The 2,057-nt window shown below is 46.0% G+C and carries 3 protein-coding genes and 1 pseudogene; 2 read left to right on the top strand and 2 right to left on the bottom strand.

All coding sequences use genetic code 11. The annotated features are described in order from the left end of the window. Positions 1-810, bottom strand: an 810-nt coding sequence (locus F6K20_RS35900; RefSeq protein ID WP_287298002.1) for an LCP family protein, incomplete at its 3' end; no start/stop codon positions are given. A 234-nt stretch (positions 811-1,044) separates the two neighbouring features. After that, positions 1,045-1,431 carry a hypothetical protein gene (locus F6K20_RS35895; RefSeq protein ID WP_008181625.1) on the bottom strand — a complete coding sequence of 129 codons (387 nt, stop codon included), beginning with the start codon at positions 1,429-1,431 and terminating at the stop codon, positions 1,045-1,047. A 124-nt stretch (positions 1,432-1,555) separates the two neighbouring features. Between F6K20_RS35895 and F6K20_RS35890 the strand changes: the two genes are divergently transcribed. After that, complete coding sequence (locus F6K20_RS35890; RefSeq protein ID WP_008181624.1) at positions 1,556-1,750, top strand: hypothetical protein; 195 nt, start codon at positions 1,556-1,558, stop codon at positions 1,748-1,750. An 85-nt stretch (positions 1,751-1,835) separates the two neighbouring features. Continuing rightward, positions 1,836-2,057: pseudogene (locus tag F6K20_RS35885) on the top strand (restriction endonuclease subunit R); the annotation flags it as partial.

Raw genomic sequence — 2,057 nt, 5'->3', positions numbered from 1 at the left:
TCTCATCAGCATTTGTTGCCGCTGAACTCGACCAATATCCCCATACTTGTCGTAGCGAAACCGCAGGAACTGCATCGCTTTATTACCATCCAGGTGCTGTCTGCCTTTTTTGAGGTTGATATAAAGGTGTTGAGAGTGGTCAGTGTACTTCATATCCTTGGGAATATAGACCGTAACTCCTCCCAAGGCATCCACCAGTTTTTCCACACCCTGAACGTTTACTCGGATATAACGGTCAATGGGCACATCATCGAGAAGATCACTGACCGCCTTTGCTGTGAGGGCAGGTCCGCCAAAATAATTGGCAGCATTGAGCTTGATTTTACCATGTTTCTCAATACGAGTTTGAGTATCACGAGGCATGGACAGCACTTTGACTTTTTCCCCATTTGGGTCAAACCGTAGCAGGAGCATGGTATCTGACAAACCCTCTAAGGAATTGACCAGAGCGTGGTATCCCAGGTCTACTTCTGGGGGTTGCTTGAGATCAGAGGTTAGGACTTTAATACCAAGAAATAAGATATTAACTGGTCGAGTCAACTCCGGCAAGTGCATGCTGTTGCTGGAGATGGTTTCTTCTTGGTTAAATACAGATTTCTCGTCCGGAGTCAGTTCATTTTGCAGCAAAGGGGTACTTGCCAGGGATACAGCTAGGATTGCACCTGCTGCCGCAGATGACATGGCCACTGCGGTAAAACCTAGCCAAAGCCAGAGCAAATTCCCTCCCTTGACTTTTACCTTTTTTCTGCGAACGGGGCGAGTAGGTCTTCTCACTACACGGCGTTTTCGATAAGTTCTTTGAACTGGCACTGGGCTTCCTCACACACAGGCAATAGGGATGGTATTGACAGAAGAAGACTATTCACTGCTGACCGGTTTCACATGGTTGACCTGGAGCTTCCATCTTAAGGTTTAGTATTAATACTCTATAGCAGGTTTTTTAACAGGTTGCTGCCTGATCAGGTAAATTTTCGATCAAGCTTGCCCAATCCGTCAGTCAAAACCATCATTAGAGTACATCATTTATTTAAGTAAACCCCTAGACTAGGACAAATACTTGCCCAGGATTCCTTCAGAGATCCGGCTAATCCAAGGCAGGCGTGGTGACTGGCGCTGCCATAAGCGCACCATCACAGCGAAACTGACCAGAAAATAGCCAGATGTCAGCATAGCATTGAGAAACAGCAAGCGTAATGTCCAAAATTCCGACAATTGTGCTCCTGCTGATAATAAACTGTACCCTAGCAACCAACCAAAGGCCAAGGTGACGGACAAGCGACTCACCGTTTTTTCCTGTCGGTTTCCCTGAGAGTGGTACAATGTCCACAGTGCTGGAAACAAGCCAAAGATGGGGACAAGGTAAATAAATAGCTGTAAGCGCTGATTATCGTGATTGTCGGTAGAATTAGTCTTTTTCACATTATGTTCCATCCGCAGCTTGCCTTAAGAATCCCTCAAACCCCATGACTTGGTGGTTTTACCTCTTATCATGACATTACCTAGTGGTTATTCACCAATGGCAATAATATAGTAATAGCAATAGGGCAATGGCAACATGGATAATCAACTAAGCTTCATTCTCAAACTCGTCATCCTCTCCACGATAATTTCTGTTATTATTAAATACGTTGCCCCCAGTGTACCCATTGCCGCTACATCCGTTAATGGGATGATCGGGATCCTGGCTCCAACGGTGATTTTAGCGATCGCATTAGTAGGTCGAGCCTGGAGCTATCGGCAGTTTGATTGATAGGCTAGTGGTAAGCTCACCTAAGTTTCGCGGCGCACGATCATAGGTTTCCCGAGAGGTTAAGACAGACCTTGGCTCAATCCTGATGGTGAAGACGATTCCAGTCACAGAACTTAGCTTGCATGACGTGAAGGTCAAATTTGACCTGACCCCAGCAGAGGATGACGAATTTTTCCGAGAGTGGCAGGACGAGTTACCAGAACTTACCGACACTGAAAGGCAGTCCTTAGAGCAAGTTAAGGCTCACATGCTATACCTGGAACAGTACCCGATGGTGGAAGACATTGTCAAAATGGTAGTGCTGAGA

The organism is Moorena sp. SIO2C4, assembly GCF_010672485.1.
Lineage (GTDB): Bacteria > Cyanobacteriota > Cyanobacteriia > Cyanobacteriales > Coleofasciculaceae > Moorena > Moorena producens.
The sequence above is the reverse complement of the archived record's forward strand: the minus strand, read 5'-3'. Positions and strand labels throughout refer to the sequence as shown.

Bases quoted from the DNA above. Each gene is read 5' to 3' on its own strand.
- F6K20_RS35895 (WP_008181625.1), bottom strand. From the start codon at position 1,431: ATGGAACATAATGTGAAAAAGACTAATTCTACCGACAATCACGATAAT.
- F6K20_RS35890 (WP_008181624.1), top strand. From the start codon at position 1,556: ATGGATAATCAACTAAGCTTCATTCTCAAACTCGTCATCCTCTCCACG.